The 26085-nt window shown below is 68.4% G+C and carries 19 protein-coding genes and 1 pseudogene; 12 read left to right on the top strand and 8 right to left on the bottom strand.

The genetic code is table 11. From position 1 onward, the window contains the following. Positions 1-91 precede the first annotated feature (91 nt). Positions 92-496, top strand: coding sequence for a pyridoxamine 5'-phosphate oxidase family protein (locus tag ABD858_RS17130; RefSeq protein WP_345038375.1), 405 nt, complete (start codon positions 92-94; stop codon positions 494-496). A gap of 108 nt (positions 497-604) precedes the next feature. Here ABD858_RS17130 and ABD858_RS17125 read toward each other — a convergent pair whose 3' ends face one another. After that, entirely contained in the window at positions 605-922 is a 318-nt protein-coding gene (locus tag ABD858_RS17125; RefSeq protein ID WP_345038373.1) for a (2Fe-2S)-binding protein, read from the bottom strand. A 323-nt stretch (positions 923-1245) separates the two neighbouring features. Here ABD858_RS17125 and ABD858_RS17120 point away from each other — a divergent pair, with 323 nt between their 5' ends. Further along, entirely contained in the window at positions 1246-2298 is a 1053-nt protein-coding gene (locus ABD858_RS17120; protein ID WP_345038370.1) for a helix-turn-helix transcriptional regulator, read from the top strand. A 373-nt stretch (positions 2299-2671) separates the two neighbouring features. On the opposite strand, the gene ABD858_RS17115 is transcribed toward ABD858_RS17120, so the two are convergent. Both ABD858_RS17115 and ABD858_RS17110 read right to left on the bottom strand, forming a co-directional pair. After that, complete coding sequence (locus ABD858_RS17115) at positions 2672-5119, bottom strand: GH92 family glycosyl hydrolase (RefSeq protein ID WP_345038368.1); 2448 nt, start codon at positions 5117-5119, stop codon at positions 2672-2674. Positions 5120-5464: 345 nt separating this feature from the next. Next, a complete protein-coding gene (locus tag ABD858_RS17110) occupies positions 5465-5905 on the bottom strand; it encodes an ATP-binding protein (protein ID WP_345038366.1) in 441 nt (146 codons plus the stop codon). Positions 5906-6126: 221 nt separating this feature from the next. On the opposite strand from ABD858_RS17110, the gene ABD858_RS17105 reads away from it, so the two are divergent. Together ABD858_RS17105 and ABD858_RS17100 are read left to right on the top strand one after the other, a co-directional pair. Then, complete coding sequence (locus tag ABD858_RS17105; RefSeq protein ID WP_345038362.1) at positions 6127-7044, top strand: helix-turn-helix domain-containing protein; 918 nt, start codon at positions 6127-6129, stop codon at positions 7042-7044. Positions 7045-7055: 11 nt separating this feature from the next. Next, entirely contained in the window at positions 7056-7268 is a 213-nt protein-coding gene (locus tag ABD858_RS17100) for a DUF397 domain-containing protein (RefSeq protein ID WP_345038360.1), read from the top strand. An 8-nt stretch (positions 7269-7276) separates the two neighbouring features. On the opposite strand, the gene ABD858_RS17095 is transcribed toward ABD858_RS17100, so the two are convergent. Continuing rightward, complete coding sequence (locus ABD858_RS17095; RefSeq protein WP_345038358.1) at positions 7277-7420, bottom strand: hypothetical protein; 144 nt, start codon at positions 7418-7420, stop codon at positions 7277-7279. 331 nt (positions 7421-7751) lie between these two features. Here ABD858_RS17095 and ABD858_RS17090 point away from each other — a divergent pair, with 331 nt between their 5' ends. The 4 genes and pseudogenes from ABD858_RS17090 (at position 7752) to ABD858_RS17075 (ending at position 16402) form a co-directional block, all read left to right on the top strand. Continuing rightward, positions 7752-13967 carry an RHS repeat-associated core domain-containing protein gene (locus ABD858_RS17090; protein WP_345038356.1) on the top strand — a complete coding sequence of 2072 codons (6216 nt, stop codon included), beginning with the start codon at positions 7752-7754 and terminating at the stop codon, positions 13965-13967. A 60-nt stretch (positions 13968-14027) separates the two neighbouring features. Then, positions 14028-14327 (top strand): hypothetical protein, encoded by a 300-nt coding sequence (locus ABD858_RS17085; RefSeq protein ID WP_345038355.1) that lies wholly within the window; start codon positions 14028-14030, stop codon positions 14325-14327. A 751-nt stretch (positions 14328-15078) separates the two neighbouring features. Then, positions 15079-15186 (top strand): annotated as a pseudogene (locus ABD858_RS17080) (hypothetical protein); the annotation flags it as partial. Between the two features lie 850 nt (positions 15187-16036). After that, the gene (locus ABD858_RS17075; RefSeq protein ID WP_345038354.1) at positions 16037-16402 is read left to right on the top strand and encodes a hypothetical protein; all 366 of its coding nucleotides are present in this window, start codon (positions 16037-16039) and stop codon (positions 16400-16402) included. 65 nt (positions 16403-16467) lie between these two features. Here the strand turns inward: ABD858_RS17075 and ABD858_RS17070 are convergent, their stop codons facing one another. From ABD858_RS17070 to dnaK, 4 genes are read right to left on the bottom strand one after another with little or no spacing between them, the layout of a single operon-like run. Further along, complete coding sequence (locus tag ABD858_RS17070; protein ID WP_345038352.1) at positions 16468-16911, bottom strand: heat shock protein transcriptional repressor HspR; 444 nt, start codon at positions 16909-16911, stop codon at positions 16468-16470. Between the two features lies 1 nt (position 16912). Beyond that, positions 16913-18082 carry a molecular chaperone DnaJ gene (dnaJ, locus tag ABD858_RS17065; RefSeq protein WP_345038349.1) on the bottom strand — a complete coding sequence of 390 codons (1170 nt, stop codon included), beginning with the start codon at positions 18080-18082 and terminating at the stop codon, positions 16913-16915. Between the two features lie 33 nt (positions 18083-18115). Continuing rightward, a complete protein-coding gene (gene grpE, locus ABD858_RS17060; RefSeq protein ID WP_345038348.1) occupies positions 18116-18772 on the bottom strand; it encodes a nucleotide exchange factor GrpE in 657 nt (218 codons plus the stop codon). Further along, positions 18769-20610, bottom strand: coding sequence for a molecular chaperone DnaK (dnaK, locus tag ABD858_RS17055; RefSeq protein ID WP_345038346.1), 1842 nt, complete (start codon positions 20608-20610; stop codon positions 18769-18771). Before dnaK ends, grpE begins: the two co-directional genes overlap by 4 nt. Before the next feature lie 196 nt (positions 20611-20806). Between dnaK and ABD858_RS17050 the strand changes: the two genes are divergently transcribed. The 4 genes from ABD858_RS17050 to ABD858_RS17035 all read left to right on the top strand — a co-directional run bounded on the left by ABD858_RS17050 (position 20807) and on the right by ABD858_RS17035 (position 25992). After that, positions 20807-21361, top strand: a complete 555-nt coding sequence (locus ABD858_RS17050; protein WP_345038343.1) for a sugar transferase — start codon at positions 20807-20809, stop codon at positions 21359-21361. Positions 21362-21447: 86 nt separating this feature from the next. Further along, entirely contained in the window at positions 21448-23718 is a 2271-nt protein-coding gene (locus ABD858_RS17045; protein WP_345038341.1) for a (Fe-S)-binding protein, read from the top strand. A gap of 208 nt (positions 23719-23926) precedes the next feature. Beyond that, positions 23927-25021 carry an FG-GAP repeat domain-containing protein gene (locus ABD858_RS17040; RefSeq protein WP_345038339.1) on the top strand — a complete coding sequence of 365 codons (1095 nt, stop codon included), beginning with the start codon at positions 23927-23929 and terminating at the stop codon, positions 25019-25021. A 104-nt stretch (positions 25022-25125) separates the two neighbouring features. Next, positions 25126-25992: a Yip1 family protein gene (locus ABD858_RS17035; protein WP_345038336.1), complete on the top strand. Its 867-nt coding sequence runs from the start codon at positions 25126-25128 to the stop codon at positions 25990-25992. Positions 25993-26085: the final 93 nt, after the last annotated feature.

Genomic DNA, 26085 nt, shown 5'->3' with positions numbered 1-26085 from the left:
TCTGACTCAGCCAACGTGCACAAAGTTGAGTCTATTCCACTCAAGGCTGAGATTCACGAAGGGGTGGCCACAGCTTCACTACGCTTCGGGCATGGCTCACGACGTTCGCAACCCCAGCCCCGAGTTCCTCGCCTTCTGGCGCGAGTACCACATGTCCACGCTGACCACCCCGCGGCCGGACGGCAGCCCGCACGTCGTCCCGGTCGGTGTCACATACGAACCGGAGGCCGGACTGGCCCGGGTCATCACCAACAAGCACAGCCGCAAGGTCGCCAACATCCTGGCCGCGGGCCCCGCCGGCGCTCGCGTCGCGCTCTGCCAGGTCGACAAGGGCCGATGGGCGACCCTGGAGGGCCGCGCGGTGATCCGCACCGAGCCGGAGGTCGTCGTGGACGCGGTGAGCCGCTACGCCGAGCGCTACGGGCGTACGCCGGCACCCAACCCGGACCGGGTCGTCGTCGAGATCACCCTGACCCGGGCCATGGGCCGCCCCTGAGGCCGCCCCGTACGCGAAAAGCACAGCGGCGCCATCGTGGTCAGGTCCACGATGGCGCCGCTGTGTGGGGGAAGCACCTGCGCGATCTACAACGACGGGGGAATCGCGTCAGGCACTGCGGGGGGCAGCAGTGGTATCTGGTTCGACCAGCCGGTGCTCACGCTGGTCGAGATTGACGAACACCATGCCGTAGCGCACGGCACAGCGGACCGGCTGCGGAGCTCCTCGTGGCCGGCGAAGGCATCGATAGGCGCGGACGTCCTCGTCCTCTTCCCGTACGACGACGATCGGCTCACCGAAGAGAGTGACCATCAACGAATCGCCCTGGCGGGGAATCGCCGTGACGAGATCGATGAAGTGCCACCCCGAGCGATAGGCCGAGGCCATCTCACGCCGGAAGACCCGGTCGTCCGGAGGGACCGTCATGCTTCTGTGGACGCCGGCTTGGCAGTACCCCAGCCCGGATCGAGCTCGGCCTGCGGCGCGGACAGACCCCAGCCGGGATCGGCCGACAGCGTTGGGCTCGCACCCCACCCCGGATCCAGCGGCGCCATGACCGCGAGGGCAGCAGCCCCCGCGATTGCGAGAGCAAGTACCGAGCGAAGCATTCTCTTGGACATCGGCGGCTTCGACCTCACTTGATGGTTTCCTCTCCCCCCGTGCTCAAGACGATGTCTCACCACGTGGGCCTGCGCCACAGGAGCGATGCATCATGTTCCTGCACATTCAGGAAGCTGGGGGGTGAACAAATGGCGGCATACGGAGCCAATCAGACGAACCGTCATGTCCGGCATGCCCATACAGAGCTGTGTGACGAGGGACGGCGCGTTTACGCCAGTTCGCTGCACACAGGACGAATAGCCCAGGCCGAGGCGTCTTCGGCCCCATGCCTTGTCGAACTGGGCCTGCTGCACCCGGAGACCGATGACCCACGGTGGCTCCGCCCGGTTCCCCCCTCTGCCGCCCTCGCACAGCTTCTTCACCCCATCGAGCAGGAAATCCAGGAACGCCGCAGAATCGCTGTGGACCTCGCTGACGCCTTCGAACCGTTCATGGCCATCAGCGCCCAGGGCTCCACCACCACGCATGGCATCACCGTGCTCGAAGGCGTGGACCGTATCGACGCGGCTCTCGATCGCGCCACCGCCGAGTGCCGCAGCGAGCTGCTGACCGTGCAGCCGGGCGGTGGCCGCCACCCCGACATACTCCATCAGGCCCTGAAGCGCGTCGAACCGCTCCTCTCGCGCGGCGTCCGGATGCGGAGCCTGTACCAGCACACCATGCGCTACAGCCCCGCCACCCTGGCCTACCTGGAACGCGTGGGGCAACAGGTCGAGGTGCGCACGCTCGAGGAACTCATCGAGCGGCTCATCGTCGTGGACCGCATCGTGGCCATCATTCCCGCACGGCGCGACCGCAAGGTGGCCCTCGAAATCCGCCACCCGAGCCTCGTGGAGTACCTCGCTTCCGTCTTCGACCAGTTCTGGCGGTTCGCGGCCCCGCTCGGCGAAGACATCCCGTACAGCCCCACCACTGACGGAATCACCGGCGTCCAGCGCTCCATTGCCAGGCTCCTCGTCGAGGGCCATGTCGACGAGACCATCGCCCGGCGTCTCGGCATGAACGTCCGGACGTGCCGCGGACACATCGCCAGGCTCAACGCCGCCCTGGGCAGCAACAGCCGGGCCCAACTCGGCTATCTGATCGCCCAGTCAGGAATCCTGGAGTCGGAAACCTCCTCGGACAACGCGACCCCGGACCTCGACATCACGTCCTCCGAGATCCCGGACCACGACGCCTGAAGGAACACCCGTGCACCACGACCCGTCGGCCGAGATCCCCGTGGTCCTGACCTGTCTGCCGCGCGCCGGCGTGAGGGCGCTCCCGATGCGCCGCCGCGCTCAGCCGCGCGGCGGCCCGGTGATCGCCTCGGTGAGGGTGAAGCCCTTGGCCGGGCAGCGACGCCGCCACGCTGGGCAGCACCGCGGATGTGGACCTGGGGAACCCACTTCGCGTCACCCGATCCGGTGAGGCCGGGGGCCGGCGGGCTCACACCGGACGCCCTTCGCGTATCGCCCCGGCCGGTGGACCTGCCACCGGCCGGGGCGGCCGTTGCTCACCGGCGGGAGCAGCTCGACGCATGCTCCCGCCGGCTGTGTGTCAGCTCCCCCCGAGTCAGTGGGGCAGCGTGCTCGGGTCGGTCGCCCAGCCGGTGTTGGCCCGGTCGCTCACCTCGAAGGACAGCGAGCCGCCTCGGCGCACGAGCGAGTCGTCCACCCAGGAGGAGTCGTGGTTCTCGCCATCGAGGCTCACCGACTCCACGTACCGGTTGGCGTCGGACGCCCGGGGCGCGTCGATCGTGATCTCCTCCCGGTCTCCGGCGCCCGCGATGACGGCGTGGGGGAAGACCGGAGCGCTCAGCAGCATGTCGGCGGAGCCGGGTGCCTTCGGGTAGATGCCGAGCGCGGAGAGGACGTACCACGCCGACATGGTGCCGAGATCGTCATTGCCGGGGAGGCCGGCGGGACCCACTCCGTACACGGTGTCGACGATCTCGCGCACGGTCTCCTGGGTCTTCCACGGCTGACCGAGCGCGTTGTACAGCCACGGGGCGTGGATGCCCGGCTCGTTGGTGGGGTCGTAGCGCAGCGGGTCGCCGCCGCGGATCGACCAGGAACCGTCGGGCTTGTGGAAGAAGCCGTCCAGGCGGGCCGCCGCCTTGTCCCGGCCGCCCATGGCCTCGGCGAGCCCCTGGACGTCCTGCGGAACCATCCACAGGTACGTGGCAGCGCTGCCCTGGGCGAAGCCGAGCTGGGAGGCCGGGTTGAAGGGGGTCACCCAGGAGCCGTCGGCGTTGCGGGCCTGGATGTAGCCGGCATCCGGGGTGGCCGCGGGGTTGAACACGTTCTTCCAGTAGCCACCGCGCTCGCTGAGGACCTTGTACTCCTCCTCACGGCCGAGCTGCTCGGCCCACATGGCGAGAGCCGCGTCGGCGACGGAGTCCTCGAGCGTCTCGGCAGCCCCGCCCCAGCAGTGGCACTGGTCCTGCGGGGCGTAACCCAGCTTCATGTACTCGGTGAGGTTGGGGCGTGCGCCCTCGCACTGGCCGGGGCAGCCCGCGTCGGACACCTCGGACGGGTGGGGCACGGTGGCCTGGCGGTACAGGGAGCCGAAGGCGCCCTCGACGTCGAAGTTGCGCACGCCCATGGCGTAGAAGGTCGCCAGGGTCGCCGCCGAGGGATCGCCGGTCATCACATGGGTGGCGCCACTGATGTGCACCCAGCGGTCCCAGACGCCGTCGTTCTGCTGCGCGAAGTTGTACAGCGACTGGGCGAAGTCGCCCGCGACACGCGGTTCGAGCAGTGCGAGCAGCTGCACCTGGGCCCGGTACTGGTCCCAGCCGGAGAAGTTGCTGTACTGCGCCTTCTGGCCCTTCGCAAGCGTGTGGACCTTGCGGTCCATGCCCACGTAGGTGCCGTCGCGGTCGCTGATCAGGTTGGGCTGCTGCAGGGAGTGGTACAGCGCGGTGTAGAACGCGGTACGGCGGTCCTCACTGCCCCCGCTGACCTTGATGTCCTTCAGCGTCCGGTCCCAGGCCTTCTTCCCGGCCTTCGCCACGTCGGCGACGCTGTCCTTCTTGGCGATCTCACCACGCAGGTTCGCCTCGGCACCGGCGAGGGAGACATAGGAGATGCCCACACGCATGTGGACGTCGTTGTCTTCCGAGGTGTCGAAGGAGACGTATCCGCCGGAGCCCTTGCCTGCCCGGTTCGCGCCCGTCAGGTAGCCCTCGCCGCCGTCGGCGGTGGTGGCGCCCGGGTAGAGCTGATCGTTGTGCCAGGTTCCGACGGAGGAGAAGCCGCGGTCGAAGGCAGCGCTGAAGTGCAGGCGGTAGTAGCTCTTCTGGTTGTTGTTCGGGGTGCCGCCGTTGGCACGCCTGCCGCAGAACGCGCCGGTCTCCACCCAGCCGGTCACCTTGTTGTTCGCGGTGTCGATGTCGACGTGGGCGTCCTCGCTGCCGTTGAGCGAGTTGGAGACCCGGAACAGCAGGCTGGCCGGCTGGTCCTCGGGGAAGGTGAAGTCGGCCACGCCGGCCCGCTCACTGACCGCGAGGTCGGCGGTGGCACCCGAGTCGAGGCCCACCCGGTAATGACCGGGTTCGGCGAGCTCGTTCTCGTGCGAGAAGTTCGCCGCGTACTTCTGGTCCTTGGTATCGGCGGTGGGCGAGGAGTCCACATTGCCGACGAACGGCATGACCGGTACGTCACCCGCTGCTCCGGGGTGACATCCTGCGCCGTTGATGTGGGTGAGGGACAAGCCCCGCAGACGGGTGGTGTCGTAGGAGTACCCGTTGGCGGCGGCGGTGTTGGTCTGGTCGCCCTTGGTGCTGGTGGGCGACCAGGCGATCATTCCGAACGGCAGGTTGGCGCCGGGGTAGGTGTTGCCGCCGTTGCTGGTACCGATCAGCGGGTCCACGTAGTCGACGGGGTGAGGAACCGGGCTCGCCGCGGCGGAGTCGGCGCTTGCCGCGGTACCTCCCAGGAGCGGGAGGAGCAGCCCGGCCGAGATCACGGCGACGGTGACGGTCGGACGGCGACCTTGCGTTCTCCGGAACACTTGCATGGTCAAGCATTTCCTTTGCTTGCGTACTGCGTGGGCCGCGATTCCCTTGTGGGGTTCACTGCCCGGGGCAGGCGCGAAGGTAGGAAAGCCGCGCATGCGTGGTCATGACACCCGAGGGACCACCGATGAATTTCTGATGAATCGACACATACCGAGATTCGGCGGAACGGCTGCGTCCAGGGCCCGTTCGGACGACTGCGGTGCATCAACCGGCATCTTGTGCAGCTGTGTTGACGGTTCGCAGGGCCGGTCGGCCCGCAGCCGCATCGACGGCACGGAGGGCCGGCCGACCGGCGGCCGCGTTGGCGGTTCGGGACGGCCGGCCGATCCGCGGCCGCCCGCACTTCAGCAGCCTTCCAGGCCGCCGAGCTCGAACCACACACCCTTCGCGTACCGCCCGCCCCGGTCGTCGGCGACGCCCCACGAGTCCGCGATCCCGTCGACGAGCGCCAGCCCACGCCCCCAGCAGTCGCCCGCCATGCGCGGAACGGGCAGGTCGGGGCTCTCGTCGAAGACGCTGACCCGTACGCGTATCGGCTTGACCTGCAGCCGGAGCATGGCGGTGCCCTTGGTGTGGAGGTGCACATTGGTGACCAGCTCGGACGTGCAGAGGGTCGCGGGCAGCGCGAGGCCGTCCCGCCCGAGCGCGAGCAGCGCGCCGCGCACGAAGTCCCGGCACACCTTCGGTGCGGTGGCGTCGCCGGGCGCGAAGAGGCTGTAGTCGTAGGAGAGCTGCACGCTGCGGTTGGGCAGGCGCGGCCGGTCGTCGTACGGATCGGGGTCCATGAATGCCGGCTCCCGTCGATGGGGGGGGTTCGAGCCCGTGCCGATGGCCCTGCCCACGCGCCCCTGGCGGAGGCGGCGGGTGCACTTTCGGCATACGGACAGACAGAATCGCGATGACCTCATAGCGTGACGGCCACCACACTCACGGTAGAGGGCGCCGGTTATCTGGTGCAACCCATTCGCCGGATCGATGGACCCGTCTCATTGATGAACGGCACACTGTGCCCAAACTCGTAACCAAAGGAAGCGCATTGGCACTTCGTACGAGCACAACGGAACGGCAGCGCCGACTCGGCGCTGAACTCAAGAAGTTGCGTGAGCTGGCAGGCCTGAGTGTCACCGAAGGCGGCGCGTTCATTGGCATGGGCCGCGCCCACTTGAGTCATGTGGAAGCGGGCCGCACAGCAATCCCCACTGACAAGCTCCGTACGCTCTGCCGCTCTTACGGGTGCACACGTGCCCCACATATCGACGCTCTCGTAAATCTGAGCGAAAGCCCCGGCAAGGGCTGGTGGACGGAGTACCGCGACATCCTTCAGCCGTCGGCACTCGACCTCGCAGAGCTGGAAGCAGAAGCAGACGCCCTGTACTCATACGAGTCCTTGTTCATCCCTGGCGTCCTGCAGATCGCGGACTACACTCGCGCGATCTTCCGCTCCACGCCAAGGGACTGGACGGACGAGGAACGCGAGAGAGCCGTCCAGTTCCGCATGGACCGCCAGAAGATTTTCACGCAGGAACGGCCCTCCATGCTCCACGCAGTCATTCACGAGGCTGCACTGCATGTACGGTTCGGCAGTCCCGATGTGCGTCGCCGACAACTGCTGCACCTGGTACGTATGGCTCGACTGCCTCACATCAGCATCCAGGTACTGCCGTTCACCGCTGAGGGGCTCTCGGCATTCAGTACGCCGTTCCTGCTCGTCGAATCACATGGTGGAGCGTTGAACACCGTGCTGGTCGAGACTCACGCCAGCTCGGCCTATCTCCACGACCCGGACTCGGTCACCAGGTACCGCTCACAGTTCAAGCGGCTCACAGGCGCGGCCCTACCGCGTCTGGACCCTGCCGTGACTCCGTACGAGCATGAATCCCGGGACTCCCTCGGTCTGATCCAGCACATCCTGTACTCCCTTTAGGAAGCGCGAACATGCCCAAGTTGCACTGGCAGAAGTCGTCCTACAGCGAAGACCAGGCGAACTGCCTCCACCTCGCCGCCGCCCCGAACGGCACGGTCCGCCTCCGCGAGAGCGACGAGCCTGACGTCATCCTGACGACCACCCCTGCGCGCCTGGCGGCGCTGATCCGCCACATCCAGCGGTCAGGGCGCCGGGCCGCCGCGAGCGACGCCCTGACGCCCTGAACCGGCTGCTACTGAACCACGATGTTCTTGCCGCCGAAGGCAACATTGCTGATCTGGACGTCACCCTCGGACACCTCCGTCTGCGCGGCAGCGGCGGCGAAGCCGGTCAGGGCGGCGGCAGCACCGAGTAAGGCAATTGCCAGTGGTGCCATGGCGCTGCACAGCGTGGTTCTGCTGGTCCGCGCAGACCCGACGCTACAGACCCAACCTGGATCGGTGATATAAGTCACACGCCGACAGGGCGTTTGCGGCATCGAATTACATGATCTTGGTGCAGTTATGTTTGTTTTCTTCCTCGATATGTTCACAGGTGCACTACAAGTGTGGTGCACACGTGACGCAAGAGACCGAGGAAACATGACGATTCATATACCGCGCCAGAGAAGCGCGGACGGCCTTGGCCGGGGGGGGATTCTCCGCTTCTTAGCAGGCGGTCTCGCCCTGGCCCTGGCCATTACCGTGCTCGATGGCACGAGTTCGGCGATGGCGGAGCCGCGCCAGGCGCCCGTCGCGCCGGAGAAGGAAGCGGTCACGCGGGCGGCCGACATTCCTTCGGCCCGTGTGGCCGCCCGGTTGTCCGGCAAGCGGGTGGAGGCGCTGTCGGAGCGTACGGAGACCTCCACGACCTGGGTGAACAAGGACGGGTCACTCACCACCGAACTGGTCGCCGGTCCTGTCCGCTTCCAGGATGAAGCCACTGGCGACTGGCGGGACGTCGACCTCGACCTCGTCAACGCCTCGGACGGGTCGGTCACGTCCAAGGCTCACCCCCATGGTCTGAAGCTCGCGGGCAAGACGGGCACCCCGGCTGCTTCCCTGAAGGCGGCGCAGGCCACCAAGGCCACCGACCTGGTCACCCTCGGCGAGGGCGATGAGCAGATCACCCTGCAGTGGAAGGGTGGCCTGCCGGCTCCGAAGCTGGAGGGCACGCGTGCCGAGTACGTGAATGCCGTTCCCGGCGCTGACGTCGTCGTCGAGGCCACCCGCACCGGATTCGAGCAGTTCGTCGAGATCAAGCAGAAGCCGGCCACCGGGGGCTTCAGCTACACCCTCCCGCTGAGGGCCAAGGGCCTGAAGGCCGTGCACCAGGCCGACGGCAGTGTGTTGTTCACCGACAAGAAGAACAAGAAGCATGCGGTGATGCCCGCGCCGGTGATGTGGGACGCCACCGTGGACCCGGTGTCCGGTGAGCACACTCGCCGGGTCAAGGTCGACATGAAGGTGGTCACCAAAGGGTCGTCCATCGACCTGGTGATCACGCCGGACGCGAAGTTCCTCGCCGACCCGGCCACAAAGTACCCGGTGACGGTGGACCCCTCCACCTCCGCGCTGTCGAACGTCTTCGACACCTACGTCCAGCAGGGCGAGACCGTCGACTGGTCCAACGACGTCGAACTCGACCTGGGCAACCCGGGCACGAAGAACGCCGACGGCACCTACCGCACCGCGCGTTCCTTCATCTCCTGGAACACCGCGCCGATCGCCGACGCGCTGGTCATGGACGCCAAGCTCAGCCTGTGGAACTTCCACTCCGGCAACTACACCGGCTCCTCATGTCCGCTGCAGCCGTGGGAGGTGTGGTCCACCGGCGCCGCGTCCACGTCCTCGCGCTGGGCCGCGCCCAACCAGCCGGCGTGGATCGCGAAGAAGGCCACCTCCTCGGAGACCAGGGGCAACGCCTCCTGCAGCACGCAGCCGGACGGCTGGATCAACGCCAACGTCACCACGATGGTGCAGGAATGGGCGTCGGCCAAGGCCACCAAGTCCCACATGGGCCTGCGCGCCTCCGACGAGAACGTCACGGGGCAGTGGAAGCGGATCAACTCCGCCAACGCCGCCTCCAACCCGCCCAAGCTGACCGTCACCTACAACTACCGGCCGCGCACGGGCACGAAGCAGGAGGCGGGTCCGCCGTTCTTCTCCTACGGTGGCGCCTACGTGGTCAACACCACGACCCCGACGCTGCGGGACACGTTCGTCGACCCCAACGGTGACAAGGTCAACGGCACCTTCCAGATCTTCGACTCCGCCACCAACACCCAGGTCGGCAACGTCATCGTCTCCCCGTGGGTGAACTCCGGACAGGTCGCCTCCGTGACCGTCCCGGCGGGCCTGCTGGCCAACGGCAAGACGTACAAGTTCCGCAGCAGCCCGTACGACGGTGCCCACTACAACCTGGGCTGGTCGGAGTGGAAGACCTTCACGATCGACACCACGTCGCCCATCGCGCCGACGAGCATCACGTCGACGGACTACCCGTCGAACGCGTGGGTCAAGGGCGCGGGCCAGGCCGGTACCTTCACCGTCACGCCGAACGGCACCGACCACAACTGGCTGGAGTGGTCGCTGGACAGCGTGACCTGGACCAAGGTCGCCACCGGAGGCTCGACGGTCGCCAAGGCCATCAGCGTCACTCCGCCGAAGGACGGCACGCACACGCTGCAGGTGCGGCAGGTCGACAAGGCCGACAACAAGTCCGAGGCCATCGAGTACACCTTCCACGTCGGCCCGGGCGGGTTCGTCCAGCCGAGCGAAGGTGAGCGCACCGCGCGCCGCCTGCCGCTCGTCGCCGAAGCCGATGGCACCAAGTACAACGCGGTGTCCTTCTCGTGGCGCCGATCCGAAGCGGACCCCTGGGTGCAGATCCCCGCGGGCCAGGTGACCGCCGGCGGCACGCCGCTGACCGCGTGGCCCGTGGCCATGACGGCAGGCAAGAACAGTCTCCTGGTGTGGAACGCCACCGATACCGTGGATCCTGACGGCAGCGTGCAGATCAAGGCCGACTTCACCGGCTCCAACTCCGCGACGGGTAGCACCCAACCGCTGACCATCGTCGTCGACCGCAACGCGTCCGGCGCCGCGACCGGCGAGGTCGGACCTGGCAGCGTCAACCTGCTGACCGGTGACTACACGCTCTCGGCCACGGACGCCTCCGCCTTCGACCTCTCCGTCGCCCGTACGCACTCCTCGCGCACCCCGGACAAGGGCGCCAAGCAGGAGGGGCAGGCTCCGATCTTCGGCAAGGAGTGGGTCGCCGGCACCGCCGCCGAGATGGCGGAGTCCGGCTATTCCCACATCCGCAAGGTATCCGACACCGCTGTGGTGCTCGTCGACTCGGAGGGCGAAGAGACCCACTTCACCGCCAACGCGGCGAAGAACGCGTGGATCCCCGAGCCCGGCGCGGAGGACCTGACCCTCACGGGCAGCGTCTCCGGCTCGTTCACCCTGACCGATAACGAAGGCACGGTCACCCAGTTCACCAAGCCCGACCCGGCGGTGGCGACCTGGCAGGTCTCCAGCACCCTGGTGGATGGACTTGAGGGGACAACCACCACCATGGTGTCCGAGACGGTGACGGTGGACGGCGCAAAGCTGGCCCGCCCGAAGCGTGTGATCGCCCCCACCTCGGCCACCACGGCCTCCGCGTGCACGGCGACCCCGTCCACCAAGGGCTGCCGGGCACTGGAGTTCGTCTACGCGACTGCGACGACCGCGACCGGTTACACCACCAGCGCCGACTTCGGCGACTTCGCCGGGCAGGTCAAGGAGATCCGGCTCTGGTCCACCGAGCCCGGAGCGGCCGCGGCCACGTCCAAGCCGGTCTCGACCTACCGCTACGACGCCGGCGGCAGACTCCGGCAGCAGTGGAACCCCAACCTGCCCCAGAGCACTCAGATCGAGTACGCCTACGACAGTGCGGGCCGGGTGACCTGGACGAACTCGCAGTCGGAGCTGCCCTGGACGTTCGCGTACGGCAAGGCGGGCAACGCCGCCACCGCCGGGGAGGGCATGCTCCTCAGTGCCTCTCGTTCGGGTCTGAAGCAGGGCACCACGGACGTCCAGGAGGGCACTGCCACCACCAGCGTCGTCTACGACGTGCCGCTCACCGGCACCCCCGCTCCCTACAAGATGGGCGCCGCCGATACGAAGGCATGGGGCCAGCTGGACGCCCCGACCGACGCCACGGCGGTCTTCCCCGCCGACGCTGTCCCGGCGTCCCACTCCGGCACCTCGCTTGGCGCGGCCGACTACAAGCGGGCCGATCTCACCTACCTGGGCGTCTCCGGCCGCGCGGTCAACACGGCCACCCCCGGAGGCCACATCACCACCACCGAGTACGACCGCTTCGGCAACACCGTCCGCGAGCTGACCGCCGGCAACCGTGCAGTCGCTCTCGGCCTCACCGCGGGTGACCGGGCCGTCCAGGCAGACCTCGGCATCGCGCAGCTCACCTCCGCCGAGCGCGCCAACCTGCTCGCCACCAGGTCCGTTCACAACGAGGACGGCACACTGGAGTTGGAAAAGTTCGGTCCGCTGCGCCGGGTCGACCTGACCGCGGACCTGAAGTCCGGTTCCACCACCCTGGTCGCGGCCGGCACCTCGGTGACCGCCCGCTCCTGGACGGCCAACGAGTACGACGCGGGCCGCCCGACCGACGGCACCGCCACGACCAAGGGACAGATGACGGCGACGACCAGCGGCGCTGAGGTCCGTGAGCACCCTGGAATCCGCGCCGAGTCACTGACGACCCGGATGACCTACGACTGGGTCAAGGGGCTGCCCGTCAAGACGATCAAGGACCCCGGGGATCTCGCGATCACCGAGGGCATCGAATACGACGCCCGGGGGCGCGTCGTCAAGCAGCTGCGCCCCGGCGCTTCGGGGACGGACGCCGCGACGCGGGTGACCACCTACTGGTCCGCGACCGGTACCGGAACCTGCCAGGGTCGCCCGGAGTGGGCCGACCTGGTGTGCTCCACCGGCCCGGCCGGTGCGATCACCGGCGGCGGCAGCAACCCGTCGCAGCTTCCGACAACGACCACCGAGTACGACTGGTGGGGTAATCCGACGAAGATCATCGAGACAGCGAACGGCGTCACGCGTACCACCACGACGACGTACGACGCAGGAAGCCGGGCCACGAAGGTCACTGTCACCGGCGGTGTCGGCCAGGCCGTGCCGGAGACGACCACCGAGTACGACCCCGTTACCGGCCGCGCGGTGAAGACGGTCTCACCGACCGGCGGCACGATCACCCGGGCGTACGACAAGCTCGGCCGCGAGATCTCCTACTCCGACGCCGACGGCGGTGTGACCACGACTGAGTACGACCTGCTCAACAGGCCGGTCAAGGTCACCGACAACGCACCCTCGGCCGTCACGTACACCTACGACCACACCGTCGAGCCGCGCGGCCTGGCCACGAAGACCACCGACTCCGTCGCCGGTGTCTTCCAGGCCACCTACGACGCCGACGGTTCCATCACTAGCGAGAAGCTGCCGGGCGGGTACACCGTCAAGCAGACCGAGGACACGACCGGTTCGGCTGCCGACCGCACCTACACGCGGGACAGTGACGGCGCGATCGTCTACTCCGACACCGTGACCGAGTCCATTCACGGCCAGGTCACCAGCCATGCCGGCTGGTCCGACCAGACCTACCGCTACGACACCATCGGGCGTCTCACCGCGGTCGAGGACACCGCGGACACGGTCTGCACGCGACGCTCCTACACCTTCGACGCGCGCAGCAACCGCAAGTCCCTCACCGCCGCAGCTGGCGCCCCCGGCCTCGACTGCCCCACCACGGGAGGCACCACCACCAGCCACACCTACGACAGCGCCGACCGCATCGTCGGCACCGGCTACACCTACGACGCCTTCGGCCGCACCACCGCGCTGCCGGGCAGCACCGTCGGCTACTACGCCAACGACCGTGTCCATCAGCAGACGACGGGCAGCGAGCGCCAGACCTGGCAGCTCGACGCTGCGCACCGCTTCCGTTCCTGGAAGGTGGAGACGGGCTCCGGCAGCACATGGACACAACAGCAGTCCAAGATCAACCACTTCGGCGGCGACGGTGACAACCCCCGGTGGATCGTCGAGGACACGGCAACAGGCGCTCTGACACGCAACGTGCTCTCAGTCTCCGGTGACCTGTCCGTGACGACCAGCAAGACCGGCGACACGGTCCTGCACCTCACCACCGTCCACGGCGACGTCGCCCTCCAGCTCCCGCTAGACACCTCGCAGGCGCCGACCGCCCTGGACTCCGACGAGTACGGAAACTCCCGCGCCGGCCAGGCAGCGACCCGCTACAACTGGCTCGGCGCCAAACAGCGCTCCACCGAGACCCTCACGGGCCTTACTCTGATGGGCGTCCGCCTCTACAACCCCAGCAGCGGGCGCTTCCTCTCCACCGACCCCGTCTACGGGGGCAATGCCAATGCCTACGAGTACTGCACGGGTGACCCCGTCAACTGCACCGACCTCAGCGGAATGGTCAGCATTCAGGGCCTGCTGCCCGAGGCGACGGTCTGCGCCATGTATCCCTTCTCCTGCCCCGGAATGATGGCCCTTTCCTACTGGGCGCTCCGCCAGGCGAAGAGCTGGTACAGGCACGGACCCAAGCAGAACGCCTTCCGCCACTGCATCTGGCAGGCGGTACTCACCTGGGCCTACGGCTCACGCAAGGCCTCAAGGCTCGGATACGCTCACGAAGTCGCGGCCGGCAACAGTGCGGCTGCGCGCCGCGACTCCCGAGCCGACAGTTACAACAACGTCATCGGTAGACAAGTGGGACGGCAGATCACGGCTTGGACCCTCTGGGGAGCTAAGAAGGCTGCCTGTAATCGCTGCGCCAAGCTCGTCAGGCAGCACAAACTCAAGTCGAACGGCAAGGGCGGAGGGTTCGTTTAATTGAGTAGTGGACTTTTTCGGCACCATGGGACGGAGGACGGCCGCAGCACGGGCCGACTCGTGTTCGCGATCGTCGAGTCCGCCGTCACAGCAGTGCTGTCGGTGTGCTGGCTGCTGCTGGCCCTCGCGATGTACATGGAGTCGTACGACCTCGACCCCAGCGCCCCGGGGCAGCCACATGGGCATGCTCAGCTCGCCTGGCTCGCAGTCGGCTCCCTCGCCTCCATCGGGGCCACCTGGCTGCTCAGGATCGCCTGGAAGCCCGGCGTACGGCTGGTCGTCGACGGGCTCATCGCCCTGCGTCTGCTCGCCGTTGCCGTCATCACGGTGATCCTCGCCGCCGATCTACTCAACGGCTGAGGGCCCCGCGCCGAGCCAGGTCGGCCAGACGGCCCACCAGGCTCGGCGCATCTCCGGCAGCACCCGGACGCCCTGTGGCGTTGACGGAAGCGGACTCGTCACGGGTGTCGCGTTCCGGTCGACGCTAGGTAGAACCTGCGCGACGGCCTCCTGGCCGTGGCGGGCTTCTGATGGCCTTCACCACATGGTGAAGGCCATCAGGCTTACCGGCACCCGCTGACGACGGCCGAGCCCTCGATGACTTCTTCGCCCTTTTCGATCCCCCGCCGACGACGAGGAAGTGATCGTTTGCACCCGGAGGCCTGGACGCGCTCGTGACAGCACCCTCCCAGGCCCGCTGAATCAAGCCCACAGCCTCCTCACCAGCATTGGCAGGAGTACACCTCCACCTCGACTTGACGTCGCACCTGCGCTGTTCAGAGCCAATGGGCGTCAACGCGGCTCGCCTGAAGGCATCTTGCACGATCAAGCAGTGAGCGAATCGAGGATCTTGGTGTTCGGGAGACACTGCCCGGGGTGGCTCGGGACACTCGGGAAGTACGTCAAGCCCGGAGCCTCTACGAGGTGTTCCGTATCCGTCTCTCCCCGGCCCGACGCTGAGATCCCCGCTCTTACCGCGCGGATGGCCCGCGCCAGCAACCCCCGCGGCACCACCGCGATGTGGGTCCGCGACCAGCTCGACGGGCTGTGACGCGACGAGAACTTCGCCTCCTGGTACTCCCGCGACGGGCGGCCTGGGCTCTCACCGGCCCAGCTGGCTGCGGTATGCGTGCTGCAGTTCCTGCTCAACCTCTCCGACCGGCAGGTTGCCGCCGAGCCGTGCGCTGCCGCCTCGACTTCGAGTACGCCCTGGCCATGAAGTTGGACGACCCCGGTTTCCACCACAGCATGCTGACCGATTTCCGCGACCGCCTGTGCGAGGGCGACCCGCCACCCTCAAGGCCACGATCCGCTGGGCGGAGAGCCCCGAGATGGACCTCGCCAGCTACCACGTCTACCGCCGCCTCGCCGGATCAGCACGTGGACCAGGCAGACCAGTACCCCACTGACCGCCACGTCCCACGCCAACACCCCACCCGCCACCGGCGCCGTGTACGAGTACGTCGTACGCGCCGTGGACAAGGCCGGCAACGAGTCCGGCGGCTCGGCCACCCGATCGGTCACAAGCGCCGACCGGACCCCGCCGGCCGCACCCACCGGGCTGACCGCTGCCTCCGAGACGGGCGGGCTGCGGATCGGCTGGAGCGGGGTCGCGGGAGCTGTGTCGTACCGCGTCTACCGGACGGCGAGCGCGGACGGCACGTACGCCCATCAGGTGTCGTACCTGGACGCCTCGGCCGTCGAGGGCGTCACCTCCTACTACCGCGTGACGGCTCTCGACGCGGCGGGCAATGAGTCCGTGCGGTCCGCCGCTGTCAACGGCAAGCGCAAGGACCTCACCCCTCCGTCCGCCGTCACCGGGCTGACCGTCACCCGGACCGAGTACGGCTTCGCGCTGCACTGGGACGCGAATCCGACACCGGACCTGGGGAGGTACGTCGTCTGCGGGGGCAAGCTCCTGGGCGACGAGGAGGAGAAGGTCTGCTCCGTCCATGAGGTGGAGTGGCTGTCGGCCGACACCACCTCGTACGCGTACGCCATCCTGCCGGACGGCGAAGAACGCTGCTTCTTCGTCGACGCCGTCAACGACGAGTGGAACTCCCATCAAGTTGACCCTTTCGCCCGAGATCGTGGTCGCGACCGAGCTCGAGACGACGCCGGACGTGGCGACGCCAGAGGGCTCGCCGCTGTCCGTCGACGTGTGGCCCGCGGAGGGCGACGAGGGCAACCAGATGACGTGGTACGGGCTCGGCGAGGACTCCCCCGAGGCCGTGGGCGGCTACCGCGTCTATCGCTGGAACCCGGCCACCAAGGCCTACGAGAAGATCGCCGACCTCGGCAGCGATCCCGTCCCCTACTTCGACACCGGCGCCAAGCGCGGCACTACGTCCTACTACTGGGTGACCGCCGTGGCCGCGGACGGCACCGAGTCCCTGTCGGCGGGCGGCTGGGTGGTCACCGCACCGGCCCAATGACCTGAACGACGCCGAAGGGGCCGGGAGGTCGACACCTCCTGGCCCCTTCAGGCGTTCTCCATGCCTCAGCCGTCCCGCTTGGGACGCCACACCACCAGCGCGCTCGCCTGCTGCACATCCGTGTACGGCACCAGATCGCGCCGGTACGACGCATGCACCTGAGCCTCGCGCTGGCGCATCGCCATCGCCGCGCCCTCCACGGCCGCGGAGAGTTCCGCGACGCGCTGCTGGAGGGCCGCGACCTGGTTCTCCAGTTCGATGATGCGTTTGATGCCGGCCAGGTTGATGCCCTCGTCCTGGGACAGGGCCTGCACCTGGCGGAGCAGTTCGATGTCGCGGGCGGAGTAGCGGCGGCCGCGCCCGGCCGTGCGGTCGGGGGAGACCAGGCCCAGGCGGTCGTACTGCCGGAGGGTCTGCGGGTGGAGGCCCGAGAGCTGGGCCGCCACCGAGATGACGTACACCGGCGTCTCATCGGTCAGTTCATACGGATTACGACGACGGCCGTCCATCTCATACTCCCTTCGCGGCCTGGAACAACTCTGCCCGCGGATCCTGGTCCGCAGTCGCCTCACGGTACGACTCGAGGGCCTCGCGCGCCTTGTCGCTGAGCAGGCCCGGCACCGCGACCTCGACGGTCACCAGAAGGTCGCCGCGGGTGCCGTCCTTGCGGACCGCGCCCTTGCCGCGGGCGCGCATGGTACGGCCGTTGGGGGTACCGGGGGGCAGCTTCAGGGTGACCGGGGGCCCGCCGAGAGTGGGCACCTTCACCTCGCCGCCGAGCGCCGCCTCCGTGAAGGAGACCGGCACGGTGACGGTGAGGTTGTCGCCCTTGCGGCCGAAGACCGGGTGTTCGTCGACATGGACGACGACATAGAGGTCGCCGGCCGGGCCGCCGCGTTCGCCGGGGGCTCCCTTGCCGCGGAGGCGGATCTTCTGGTTGTCCGAGACGCCCGCCGGTATGCGGACCTGCATCGTCCGGGAGGAGCGGGCGCGGCCGCTGCCCTTACAGGTTTCGCAGGGGTCCTGGGCGATCAGCCCGCGGCCCTTGCAGTCCACGCACGGGTCGGTGAGCGAGAAGCCGCCACCGGTGCCGCGCGACACCTGGCCGGTGCCGACGCAGGTCGGGCAGACCCGCGGGGTGCCGTTCGTGTCACCCGTACCGGAGCAGGCCTTGCAGGGTGCCTGGCTGGACAGCCGGATCGGGACCGTGGCCCCTTCGACGGCCTCGGTGAAGCTGAGCGACACCTCGGACTCGATGTCCTGGCCGCGGCGCGGCTGCGTACGGGTCGTCGCACCGCCCCTGCCGCCGAACAGCCCGCCGAAGACGTCCCCGATTCCGCCGCCGAAGCCGCCGGCGCCGCCGCCCTGGGCGCCGCCGAAGAGGTCACCCAGGTCGAAGTTGAAGGAGCCGCCGGCGCCGGGTCCGGCACGGAAGCCTCCGTTGCCGAAGAGGGCGCGTGCGTCGTCGTACTCCTTGCGCTTCTTCGGGTCGCCGAGGATGTCGTTGGCCTCGGAGATTTCCTTGAAGCGCGCCTCGGCCTCGGCATCGCCCTTGTTGGCGTCCGGGTGGAACTCGCGGGCGAGCTTCCGGTACGCCTTCTTGATCTCGGCCTCGGTGGCGTCCTTGGGGACGCCGAGAACCTTGTAGAAGTCCTTCTCGATGAAGTCCTTGGTGCTCATCCTCGACGTCCCTCCTCTCGGACGATCTCGGCGTCAGCCCTCGTCCGGGCCACCGCTCTCCTCGTCGGCTGCCTTTTCTTCCTTGGCCGGCGCCCCCGGCTGGGGCTCGGCCACCGCGACCCGCGCGGGGCGGATGGTGCGCTCCCCGATCCGGTAACCCGGCTGCAGGATCGCCACGCAGGTCGTCTCGGTGACGCCCGGCGCGTACGAGTGCATCAGGGCCTCGTGGATCGTCGGGTCGAAGGGCTCGCCCTCCTTGCCGAACTGCTGGAGGCCCATCTTCGCCATGACCGTCTCCAGCGATTCGGCCACCGACTTGAAGCCGCCCACCAGCTCCCCGTGGTCACTGGCGCGACCTATGTCGTCGAGGACGGGCAGGAGGTCGGTCAGGAGGTTCGCGACAGCGAGTTCCTTGACCGCGGCCCGGTCCCGTTCCACGCGGCGGCGGTAGTTCTGGTACTCGGCCTGGAGCCGCTGGAGGTCGGCCGTGCGCTCGGTGAGCGCCGTACGGGCCTGGTCCAGCTGCGCCGTCAGGGCCACAGTCTGCAGTTCGTCCCCGGCCGGGGCCGCCGGGCCCGACTCCTCGGCCGAAGCCTCGGAGCCGGACTCGGCGGCCTTCGCCGTGTCGTCGGACTCGGCGCCGGAGGGGACGTCGGGCTTCTCCTCGAAGCCCGGAGTCTCCTCCGTCATGCGGCGCCACCCTTCGTGTTCTCGTCGTCGACGATCTCGGCGTCGACGACATCGTCGTCAGCCTTGGCCTGACCGTCACCCGGGTTGCCGGCGGCCTGCGCGGCCTGGGCGTCGGCGTACATGGCCTGGCCCAGCTTCTGCGAGACGGCGGCGACCTTCTCGGTGGCGGTGCGGATCTCGGCGGTGTCCTCGCCCTTGAGCTTCTCCTTCAGCTCGGCGACCGCGGTCTCGACCTCGGTCTTCACCTCGGCCGGGACCTTGTCCTCGTTGTCCTTGAGGAACTTCTCGGTCTGGTAGACGAGCTGCTCGCCCTGGTTGCGGGCCTCGGCTGCCTCGCGGCGGCGGTGGTCCTCCTCCGCGTACTTCTCGGCCTCCTCGCGCATCCGGTTGACCTCGTCCTTCGGCAGCGAGGAGCCGCCGGTGACGGTCATCTTCTGCTCCTTGCCCGTGCCCAGGTCCTTGGCGGTCACGTGCATGATGCCGTTGGCGTCGATGTCGAAGGACACCTCGATCTGCGGGACACCGCGCGGGGCCGGCGGCAGACCGGTCAGCTCGAACATGCCGAGCTTCTTGTTGTACGCCGCGATCTCACGCTCGCCCTGGTAGACCTGGATCTGCACGGACGGCTGGTTGTCCTCGGCCGTGGTGAAGATCTCGGAACGCTTGGTCGGGATCGTGGTGTTGCGCTCGATCAGCTTGGTCATGATGCCGCCCTTGGTCTCGATACCGAGGGACAGCGGGGTGACGTCGAGGAGCAGGACGTCCTTGACCTCACCCTTGAGGACACCGGCCTGGAGGGTGGCGCCGATGGCGACGACCTCGTCCGGGTTCACACCCTTGTTGGCCTCCTTGCCGCCGGTCAGCTCCTTGACGAGCTCGGCGACGGCCGGCATACGGGTCGAGCCACCGACGAGGACCACGTGGTCGATCTCGTTGACGGAGATGCCCGCGTCCTTGATGACGTTGTGGAACGGGTGCTTGCAGCGCTCGAGCAGGTCCGCGGTCAGCTGCTGGAACTGGGCACGGGTGAGCTTCTCGTCCAGGTGCAGCGGGCCCTCGGTGGACGCCGTGATGTAGGGCAGGTTGATCGTGGTCTCGGTCGAGGACGAGAGCTCGATCTTCGCCTTCTCGGCGGCCTCGCGCAGACGCTGCAGCGCCATCTTGTCCTTGGACAGGTCGACGCCGTGGCCGTTGGCGAACTGCTTCACCAGGTAGTCGACGACACGCTGGTCCCAGTCGTCACCACCGAGGTGGTTGTCACCGTTGGTGGCCTTCACCTCGACGACACCGTCGCCGATCTCCAGCAGCGAGACGTCGAAGGTGCCGCCACCGAGGTCGAAGACCAGGATGACCTGCTCGTCCTTGTCGAGGCCGTAGGCCAGGGCGGCCGCGGTCGGCTCGTTGACGATGCGCAGGACGTTCAGGCCCGCGATCTCGCCGGCCTCCTTGGTGGCCTGGCGCTCGGAGTCGTTGAAGTACGCCGGGACGGTGATGACCGCGTCGGTGACCTTCTCGCCCAGGTAGGCCTCGGCGTCCCGCTTCAACTTCTGCAGGATGAAGGCGCTCATCTGCTGCGGGTTGAAGTCCTTGCCGTCGATGCTGGTCTTCCAGTCGGTGCCCATGTGGCGCTTGACCGACCGGATGGTCCTGTCGACGTTGGTGACCGCCTGGCGCTTGGCGACCTCGCCGACGAGCACCTCACCGTTCTTGGCGAAGGCGACGACGGACGGCGTGGTCCTGGCGCCCTCGGCGTTGGTGATGACGGTGGGCTCGCCGCCCTCCAGAACGCTGACGACGGAGTTAGTCGTGCCCAGGTCGATGCCGACCGCACGTGCCATTTCGATTCCTCCAGTGACTTGAGTGGAACAGGCTCAAGGATGCACGAAGGAACTCGGCGAGTCAACAGACCTGAGTCGAGAGGACTCAACTTTTATTTCTCGCTTATACGCAACCGAGGGGCGCGACCCCCGGCGTGGCGCGGCAGTCGGGCGATTACCCCATGCCAGAGTGCAACAGATGGCACCAATGACGACAATGACGCCAATCACCCCAAAGCGCGTCCTCGATCTCGTGGGGAGCCTGATCCTGCTGCTGCTGACGGCACCCCTGCTGCTCGGCATCGCCCTCACCCCGGCGGGGACGCTCGTCCGGCAGACCAGGGCCGGCCTGGGGGGCCGGCCGTTCCGGATGCTGAAGTTCCGCACCCGGCTCCGCTTCTCCCTCGACGAGCTGCCACAGCTGGTGAACGTCCTACGCGGCGAAATGTCCCTGGTGGGCCCGCGCCCGCTACCCCCCGACGCGCCGGAGCAGACCGCGGCTCCGGCGAGACTGCTGATGCGCCCCGGGATCACCGGTTTGTGGCAGGTCAGCGGCCGCTCGGAACTACCGTGGGAGGAAATGGCCGTACTCGATCTGCACTACGTCGAGCAGTGCTGGCTCGGCCTCGATCTGGCGATCCTCGCGCGCACCGTCCCGGCGATCGCCAGAGCCAGGGACCGAGGCCGGCACGAGGCCCGCCGTGAAGGCTGCCATGAGGGTTGCCTCAGCGACGCAGATCACCGCCCACGCAGCTACAGTGCGGCGGAATAAGTGGGTACGCTCAGCACGGACTGAATAAGTTACCGCTTAGTAAGTGCTGGATCGATCCCCACCCTCGCAGGCCCGAGGAGCCACCCATGCAACTCGCCGCGATCATCGTGTCGCTGGTTCTGACCGTGGTCGGCGTTGCGCTCTTTTTCCGAGCCTTCGCGCAGATCTACCGGTTCGTCAAGCTCGGACAACCGGTACCGGCGGGCAGCCGAACGGACAACCCCAAGGCCCGTACGATCACCCTGGTCAGGGAGTTCCTCGGCCACACCCGGATGAACCGGTGGGGCATCATCGGCTTCGCCCACTGGTTCGTCGCCATCGGCTTCCTGACCCTGCCGCCGACGCTGGCCCAGGCATACGGCCAGCTCTTCCGGGCCGACTACACGCTCCCGGTCCTCGGCGGCTTCCTGCCGTTCGAGATGTACACCGAGTTCATCGGCCTGATGACGACCGTGGGCATCCTCGTACTGATCGTCATCCGGCTGCTCAGCCTGCCGTCCCGGGCCGGCCGCAAGTCCCGCTTCGCGGGCTCCAAGGCCTGGCAGGCGTACTTCGTCGAGTACGTCATCCTCACCATCGGCCTGGCGATCCTCACACTGCGGGGCCTGGAGGGGGCCATCCACCAGGTGGACCACTACGAGGCCGCGTACTTCGTCTCGTATCCGCTGGTGCTCGCCTTCAAGGGGCTGAGCGTCTCCACGCTGCAGAACCTCATCTACTTCACCGCGATGGTCAAGATCAGTGTGTCGCTGATCTGGATGATCACGGTCTCGCTCAACACCAACATGGGTGTGGCCTGGCACCGCTTCCTCGGCTTCCCCAACATCTGGTTCAAGCGCAACGCGACCGGTGAGAGCGCGCTGGGCGCCCTGCAGCCCATGACGTCCGGCGGCAAGCCGATCGACTTCGAGGACCCGGGCGAGGACGACGTCTACGGCGTCTCCCAGGTCGAGCAGTTCTCCTGGAAGGGCATCCTCGACTTCTCCACCTGCACCGAGTGCGGCCGCTGTCAGTCCCAGTGCCCCGCCTGGAACACGGGCAAGCCGCTCTCCCCGAAGCTCCTGATCATGTCGCTGCGCGACCACGCATACGCCAAGGCCCCGTACCTGCTGGCCGGCGGCGGCAAGACGATGGAGGGCGAGGAGAAGGCCTCCGCCGAGCAGCTGAAGGACGTTCCGGCCGCGGCGCTGGCCGAGGCCGAGCGCCCGCTGATCGGCACCGCCGAGGCGGGCGGCGTCATCGACCCGGACGTGCTGTGGTCCTGCACCACGTGCGGCGCCTGCGTCGAGCAGTGCCCGGTCGACATCGAGCACATCGACCACATCGTCGACATGCGCCGCTACCAGGTCATGATCGAGTCCGCGTTCCCGTCCGAGGCGGGCACGATGCTCAAGAACCTGGAGAAGAAGGGCAACCCCTGGGGGCTCGCCAAGAAGCAGCGCGTCGAGTGGACCAAGGAGGTCGACTTCGAGGTCCCGATCGTCGGCAAGGACGTCGAGGACCTCACCGAGGTCGACTACCTCTACTGGGTCGGCTGCGCCGGAGCCCTGGAGGACCGCGCCAAGAAGACCACCAAGGCCTTCGCGGAGCTGCTGCACATGGCGGGCGTCAAGTTCGCGATCATGGGCGGCGAGGAGAAGTGCACCGGTGACTCCCCCCGCCGCCTGGGCAACGAGCCGCTGTTCCAGCAGCTCGGCCAGGAGAACGTCGCGATGCTGAACATGGCGTTCGGCGAGGACGACGAGGACCCCTCGACGAAGAAGCCGAAGTCGTCGAAGAAGATCGTCGCGACCTGCCCGCACTGCTTCAACACCATCGCCAACGAGTACCCGCAGCTCGGCGGCGAGTACGAGGTCATCCACCACACACAGCTGCTCCAGCACCTCGTCGACGAGGGCAAGCTGATCCCCGTCACCCCGGTCGAGGGTCTGATCACCTACCACGACCCCTGCTACCTGGGCCGCCACAACAAGGTCTACACACCGCCGCGCGAGATCATCGCCAAGGTGCCCGGCCTGCGGAACGAGGAGATGCACCGCCACAAGGAGCGCGGCTTCTGCTGCGGCGCCGGCGGCGCCCGTATGTGGATGGAGGAGCGCATCGGCAAGCGCATCAACACCGAGCGCGTCGACGAGGCCCTGTCCCTCGACCCGGACATCGTCTCCACCGCCTGCCCGTTCTGCCTGGTCATGCTCTCCGACTCGGTCAACGGGAAGAAGGGCGAGGGCAAGGCGAAGGAGTCGCTCCAGGTCGTGGATGTGGCGCAGCTGCTCCTCGACTCGGTGAAGACGCCCGTCGACCCGCCGGCCGGTGACGCCGAGACGACGGACCAGCCGGAGCCCGAGCCGGTGAAGTAGTAACCGCCTGGATACGTGAGAGCGGCCGGACCTGCCTCGGGGGCAGGACCGGCCGCTCTCGCTGTGCACAGGCTGTGGACAGTCTGCGCAGGTTGCGCGGCGGGATCGTGCAGCGACGTGCACGGACTGTGTACGCGCGAACGGTCGTACGAGAGCATCGTGCGACGACTGAGCTGTCGTGACTCTCATGACGCGGACGAGGTAGGACGTGCGAATACACACCCGGGTGGCTGTGGCCGCCGCAGCCGGTGCCGCGACCGTACTGCTGGCCGGCTGCGGAACCGGCACCCACAGCCACCACCCCGCCACCGACGGCGGCAGCGCCGCCGCGACCGTTCTCGCCCAGCAGGCCGCGCCGGCCGCCCACCCCGTCCCGCACGGCGGCGGCAGCCGCCTCCCCGACGACTTCAACGGCGACGGCCACCGCGATCTCGTACTGAACGACCTGGTCAAGGAAGCCGACGACACCCACGGCGACGACGCGGGCCTCGCCGTCGTCTACGGCACCGCCCACGGCCTCGACCCCGCCACCCATCAGCTGCTCGACCCCCGCCGCAACGCCGCCGCGACCCGCGGCGTCCTGCCCGCCGCGTTCGACGCCGAGGCCTCCTGCGACCTCGACCGGGACGGCTACGCCGACCTGATCCTCACCACCGACCCACCCTTCGACGGCATCGGCCGCCCACCCGTGCCGGTGCAGATCCTCTACGGCGGCCCCGACGGCCTGACCGCCCGCGCCGTCACCCTCCGGATCCCCGAGAAGGCCCGCTACGGCAACGAATGGCCCGACCACCCCGTCTGCGGCGACTTCGACGGCGACGGCAGTGCCGACCTCGCGGTCACCGCCAGCGGCGGCCGGATCAGCTTCCTGCGCGGCCCCTTCACCCGCACCGGCGCCCCGCGCTCGGCCCCCGCCCCCATCCCCGGCGCCGGCCCGGTCCTCTGGGCCCCCGAGCCCAAGCCCGACACGGACGGCGACGGCTACGCCGACCTCGTCTCGTCCGCACGCCCCCACATCCCCGGCGAACCCGCCACCGGCACCCTGCTGCGCGGCGGCCCCGACGGCCCCCGTCGCCCCGGCGGCCCGTACCGCCTGCGTGGTGTTCCCGGCGGCCTGCCCACGGCCCCGCTCCCCGGCGCCACGGCCACCGACCTGATCCGGTACGCCGACTTCGACGGCGACCGGCGCCCCGACCTCGTGGTCCGTACCCACCGCGGCGAGGCGGCCGACCTGGTCGCCCTCTATCCGTACGGGAAACGCGACAAGCCGCAGCTCAGCTTCAGCACGAACGCAATCCGGTAAACCCCCCAGGGATCCCGTAAGGGATGTCACAGCTCGGCCGCAAAGCCGGTCCGTCGACCGACACCATGTCAGCAGGTCCCCCGGAACCAGGTACGTTCGAAAGCGTGGCTGGATTCAGGATCGGACGCGGCAGGGACAACAACCGGGCCCCGCAACATCAACCCCAACGGCATCATCCGTACGGGCAGCAGCACGCCCCGGCGCAGCAGTGGCCGCAGGGCGGCGACGAGCACCACGGGCAGCAGCAGCCGTACGGCGAGCCGGAGTACTTCGGCGACCCGTACCAGGCCCAGCACGGCCCGTACAACGGCCCCGGCAACGACCCGTACGACAACGCCCCCGGCCACACCCAGGTGTTCAGCGTCGGCGAGGACCCCTACGGCGAGGGCAGCACCTATCGCGCAGGCGCCACCACCGCCCCGCCCGCGGGCCCGCGCCTGCACTGGAAGCAGTTGCTGAGCGGCATCGTGCTGCGCCCCGGCCCGACGTTCTGGCAGATGCGGGACTACCCCGTGTGGGGCATGGCGCTCACCGTCACCTTCGTCTACGGCCTGCTCGCGACCTTCGGCTTCGACAAGGCCCGCGAGGACGCGATCAACGCCACGCTCTCCACGGTGCTCCCGGTCGTCCTCTCCACCGGCGTCGCGTTCGTCGTCGGCGGCCTGATCCTCGGCGCGGTCACCCACACCCTCGCCCGCCAGCTCGGCGGCGACGGCGCCTGGCAGCCGACCGTCGGCCTGTCCATGCTGATCATGGCCCTCACGGACGCGCCGCGGCTCCTCCTCGCGGTCTTCCTCGGCGGCGAGAACAGCTTCGTCCAGATCGTCGGCTGGGTGACCTGGCTGGCGGCCGGCGCCCTGTTCACATCGATGGTCAGCAAGTCGCACGACCTGCCGTGGCCGAAGGCGCTGGGCGCGTCGGCGATCCAGCTGATCGCGCTGCTGTCCCTGATCAAGCTGGGCACGATCTGACGCTCCTGCGCACCGCGTACCTGCCGGGCCTTCCAGCTCCCCACGGGGGCGGGAAGGCCCGCGGCGTCTCAGCGCTCTCAGCCGCCCGGCGCG

It is taken from the genome of Streptomyces sannanensis (genome assembly GCF_039536205.1).
GTDB classification, from domain to species: domain Bacteria; phylum Actinomycetota; class Actinomycetes; order Streptomycetales; family Streptomycetaceae; genus Streptomyces; species Streptomyces sannanensis.
Note: the sequence above shows the minus strand (reverse complement) of the source record. Positions and strands in the feature narration are given on the sequence as shown.

What these genes read in the sequence shown, in the direction of transcription:
- ABD858_RS17110 (WP_345038366.1), bottom strand. Translation starts at nt 5,905, where the DNA reads ATGGACCCCGATCCGTACGACGACCGGCCGCGCCTGCCCAACCGCAGC.
- dnaJ (WP_345038349.1), bottom strand. Translation starts at nt 18,082, where the DNA reads ATGAGCACCAAGGACTTCATCGAGAAGGACTTCTACAAGGTTCTCGGC.
- ABD858_RS17095 (WP_345038358.1), bottom strand. Translation starts at nt 7,420, where the DNA reads ATGGCACCACTGGCAATTGCCTTACTCGGTGCTGCCGCCGCCCTGACC.
- ABD858_RS17120 (WP_345038370.1), top strand. Translation starts at nt 1,246, where the DNA reads ATGGCGGCATACGGAGCCAATCAGACGAACCGTCATGTCCGGCATGCC.
- ABD858_RS17130 (WP_345038375.1), top strand. Translation starts at nt 92, where the DNA reads ATGGCTCACGACGTTCGCAACCCCAGCCCCGAGTTCCTCGCCTTCTGG.
- grpE (WP_345038348.1), bottom strand. Translation starts at nt 18,772, where the DNA reads ATGACGGAGGAGACTCCGGGCTTCGAGGAGAAGCCCGACGTCCCCTCC.
- ABD858_RS17115 (WP_345038368.1), bottom strand. Translation starts at nt 5,119, where the DNA reads ATGCAAGTGTTCCGGAGAACGCAAGGTCGCCGTCCGACCGTCACCGTC.
- ABD858_RS17100 (WP_345038360.1), top strand. Translation starts at nt 7,056, where the DNA reads ATGCCCAAGTTGCACTGGCAGAAGTCGTCCTACAGCGAAGACCAGGCG.
- ABD858_RS17050 (WP_345038343.1), top strand. Translation starts at nt 20,807, where the DNA reads ATGACGCCAATCACCCCAAAGCGCGTCCTCGATCTCGTGGGGAGCCTG.
- ABD858_RS17125 (WP_345038373.1), bottom strand. Translation starts at nt 922, where the DNA reads ATGACGGTCCCTCCGGACGACCGGGTCTTCCGGCGTGAGATGGCCTCG.
- dnaK (WP_345038346.1), bottom strand. Translation starts at nt 20,610, where the DNA reads ATGGCACGTGCGGTCGGCATCGACCTGGGCACGACTAACTCCGTCGTC.
- ABD858_RS17090 (WP_345038356.1), top strand. Translation starts at nt 7,752, where the DNA reads ATGGCGGAGCCGCGCCAGGCGCCCGTCGCGCCGGAGAAGGAAGCGGTC.
- ABD858_RS17045 (WP_345038341.1), top strand. Translation starts at nt 21,448, where the DNA reads ATGCAACTCGCCGCGATCATCGTGTCGCTGGTTCTGACCGTGGTCGGC.
- ABD858_RS17070 (WP_345038352.1), bottom strand. Translation starts at nt 16,911, where the DNA reads ATGGACGGCCGTCGTCGTAATCCGTATGAACTGACCGATGAGACGCCG.